Source organism: Nitrosomonas sp. ANs5 (assembly GCF_050584665.1).
Taxonomy (GTDB): Bacteria; Pseudomonadota; Gammaproteobacteria; order Burkholderiales; family Nitrosomonadaceae; genus Nitrosomonas.
In genome coordinates this window covers 1-3,497 of record NZ_JBEUDO010000105.1, presented here as the reverse complement: position 1 = coordinate 3,497, position 3,497 = coordinate 1, and the positions used below count along the sequence as shown (strand labels likewise).

Annotated in this window: 2 rRNA genes; both read right to left on the bottom strand. The window is 47.6% G+C overall.

Annotated features, from left to right (window positions below):
* Nucleotides 1-186: 186 nt before the first annotated feature.
* Nucleotides 187-299, bottom strand: a 5S ribosomal RNA gene (gene rrf / locus ABTW62_RS13650).
* 96 nt (nucleotides 300-395) lie between these two features.
* Nucleotides 396-3,361: ribosomal RNA gene (locus ABTW62_RS13645) — 23S ribosomal RNA — on the bottom strand.
* Nucleotides 3,362-3,497: the final 136 nt, after the last annotated feature.

The following is a 3,497-nucleotide window of genomic DNA, read 5'->3' as shown; positions in this document are numbered from 1 at the left end:
AAAATCTGGAAGGATTTTTGATTACTCTTTGCAAGGCGTAATCAGAAGATGGTGAGATTACCCAATCACTAAATTGAATGATTTAACTTAGTGACTGGATAACATATTTGGAACTGATGATAGACCTTATCGCAGGGGTATAGGGCATACCCTAAATCAGGTATCATCGTTTGACTATAAACGAGCGCTTGGCGGTGACCTACTTTCACATGTGAAAACACACTATCATCGGCGCAACTTCGTTTCACTTCTCTGTTCGGGATGGGAAAAGGTGGTTCCAAAGCGCTATGGCCGCCAAGCAAAACTGGATAACGAAGGAATCAGAACTATTCCTTCGTCAAAAATGGGTCGATTTACTATCAATTCTATATTGATATACAAATTTTCAAGATTATAGGATCAAGCCTCACGGTCAATTAGTATCGATTAGCTTAACGCATTGCTGCGCTTCCACACTCGACCTATCAACGTTGTCGTCTTCAACGAACCTTTAGGGGAGTTAAACTCCCGGGAAGTCTTATCTTATGGCAAGTTTCCCGCTTAGATGCTTTCAGCGGTTATCTCTTCCGCACTTAGCTACCCGGCGATACAACTGGCGTTATAACCGGTACACCAGAGGTGCGTCCACTCCGGTCCTCTCGTACTAGGAGCAGCCCCACTCAAACTTCCAACGCCCACGGCAGATAGGGACCAAACTGTCTCACGACGTTTTAAACCCAGCTCACGTACCACTTTAAATGGCGAACAGCCATACCCTTGGGACCGACTACAGCCCCAGGATGTGATGAGCCGACATCGAGGTGCCAAACTCCCCCGTCGATATGAACTCTTGGGAGGAATCAGCCTGTTATCCCCGGCGTACCTTTTATCCGTTGAGCGATGGCCCTTCCATACAGAACCACCGGATCACTATGACCTGCTTTCGCATCTGCTCGAATTGTCAGTCTCGCAGTCAAGCACGCTTATGCCATTGCACTATCAGCACGATTTCCGACCGTACCTAGCGTACCTTCGCACTCCTCCGTTACTCTTTGGGAGGAGACCGCCCCAGTCAAACTGCCTACCATACACGGTCCCCGATCCAGATTATGGACCTAGGTTAGAACCTCAATGATGCCAGGGTGGTATTTCAAGGTTGGCTCCATACACTCTAGCGAGCATACTTCACAGCCTCCCACCTATCCTACACAAGCATGATCAAAATCCAATGTAAAGCTACAGTAAAGGTGCACGGGGTCTTTCCGTCTAGCCGCGGGTAGATTGCATCTTCACAAACATTTCAACTTCGCTGAGTCTCGGGAGGAGACAGTGTGGCCATCGTTACGCCATTCGTGCAGGTCGGAACTTACCCGACAAGGAATTTCGCTACCTTAGGACCGTTATAGTTACGGCCGCCGTTTACCGGGGCTTCGATCAAGAGCTTGCACCCCATCACTTAACCTTCCGGCACCGGGCAGGCGTCACACTCTATACGTCCACTTTCGTGTTTGCAGAGTGCTGTGTTTTTATTAAACAGTCGCAGCCACCTTTTTATTGCAACCTCCTTCCGCTTCACATGCAAGATGCTACACGTACAAGAGGCACACCTTCTTCCGAAGTTACGGTGTCAATTTGCCGAGTTCCTTCTCCCGAGTTCTCTCAAGCGCCTTAGAATTCTCATCCCACCCACCTGTGTCGGTTTACGGTACGGTCTTTATTTAACTGAAGCTTAGCGGCTTTTCCTGGAAGCAGGGCATCACTTACTTGGCTCCCTAAGGAGTTTCGTTATCACGTCTCAACTTAGCCGTCCGGATTTGCCTGGACAGCATGTCTACGCGCTTCAACCGGGACATCCAACACCCGGATAAGCTAGCCTTCTTCGTCCCCACATCGCATTAAATAAAGGTACTGGAATATTAACCAGTTTCCCATCAGTTACGCATTTCTGCCTCACCTTAGGGGCCGACTCACCCTGCGCCGATGAACGTTGCACAGGAAACCTTGGGTTTTCGGCGAGGAAGCCTTTCACTTCCTTTATCGCTACTCATGTCAGCATTCGCACTTCCGATACCTCCAGCAATCCTCTCGAATCACCTTCTCAGGCTTACGGAACGCTCTCCTACCATTTGCAATTGCTTGCAAATCCCTAGCTTCGGTGTGCAGTTTAGCCCCGTTACATCTTCCGCGCAGGACGACTCGATCAGTGAGCTATTACGCTTTCTTTAAAGGATGGCTGCTTCTAAGCCAACTTCCTGACTGTCTGTGCCTTCCCACTTCGTTTACCACTTAACTGCATCTTTGGGACCTTAGCTGAGGGTCTGGGTTGTTTCCCTCTCGACACCGAACGTTAGCACCCGATGTCTGTCTCCCATACTGACACTCTCTGGTATTCGGAGTTTGCCATGGTTTGGTAAATCTTGACGACCCCCTAGCCATAACAGTGCTCTACCCCCAGAGGTGATATATGAGGCACTACCTAAATAGTTTTCGGAGAGAACCAGCTATTTCCAGATTTGTTTAGCCTTTCACCCCTACTCACAGCTCATCCCCTAATTTTTCAACATTAGTGGGTTCGGACCTCCACGAAGTATTACCTTCGCCTCATCCTGGCCATGAGTAGATCATCTGGTTTCGGGTCTACACCCAGCAACTAAACGCCCTATTAAGACTCGCTTTCGCTGCGCTTCCCCTATCGGTTAAGCTTGCTACTGAATGTAAGTCGCTGACCCATTATACAAAAGGTACGCAGTCACCCCAGCTTAAAAAGCCCTCTATATGACTTCATAGGCATATGATTATCTACACTATTCAAATATATGATTGAAGTGAAGACTCTTTAAGCTGGGGCTCCCACTGTTTGTATGCATGCGGTTTCAGGATCTATTTCACTCCCCTCCCGGGGTTCTTTTCGCCTTTCCCTCACGGTACTGGTTCACTATCGGTCGATTACGAGTATTTAGCCTTGGAGGATGGTCCCCCCATGTTCAGACAGGATTTCACGTGTCCCGCCCTACTTGTCGCAATCCTAGTTCCACATCCAGATTTTCATCTACGGGGCTATCACCCACTATGGCTTATATTTCCATATAATTCGATTAATCTGTATGCTAAAAACTGCAGGCTGTTCCCATTTCGCTCGCCACTACTCTGGGAATCTCGGTTGATTTCTTTTCCTCTGGTTACTTAGATGTTTCAGTTCACCAGGTTAGCCACCATCTCCCTATATATTCAGGAGCGGTTACCCTTGCGGGTGGGTTTTCCCATTCGGACATCTCCGGATCAAAGCTTGTTTGCCAGCTCCCCGAAGCTTTTCGCAGGCTTCCACGTCCTTCTTCGCCTGTAATCGCCAAGGCATCCACCACATGCACTTAATTGCTTGATCCTATAATCTTGAAAATTTCTCGAGCTATTACTTCCGCTCAAGTTATCGCTCATTCGATTATAAAAAATTTATATCTTTATTCAAAAGATACAATCGAACCCAAATTTATCTACTAATTTTTAAAGATCAATACAAA